General features: G+C 28.0%; 1 protein-coding gene. It reads left to right on the forward strand.

From position 1 onward, the window contains the following. The coding region (locus tag BHE89_RS24765) for a hypothetical protein (protein WP_286145837.1) at positions 1 to 89 on the forward strand (89 nt) is incomplete at its 5' end. Positions 90 to 243 lie beyond the last annotated feature (154 nt).

A 243-nucleotide genomic window follows, 5' to 3' on the forward strand; every position in this document is an offset into this window, starting at 1 on the left:
ATGAAAATCACGATTTCTTTTCTGGTTCAGGCTCATCTTATGTTATTGGAAAAACGATTAACACTGAAGATGATGATTGGGATTTTTAAAATTTATTCCTCTCGTTAAAATTAAGAAAAACAACATAATACATTCAATTTAATTATGAAAATCACGATTTCTTTTCTGGTTCAGGCTCATCTTATGTTATTGGAAAAACGATTAACACTGAAGATGATGATTGGGATTTTTAAAATTTATTCC

The sequence above is a fragment of the Shigella sp. FC1967 genome (genome assembly GCF_001743005.1).
Classification (GTDB): Bacteria; Pseudomonadota; Gammaproteobacteria; order Enterobacterales; family Enterobacteriaceae; genus Proteus.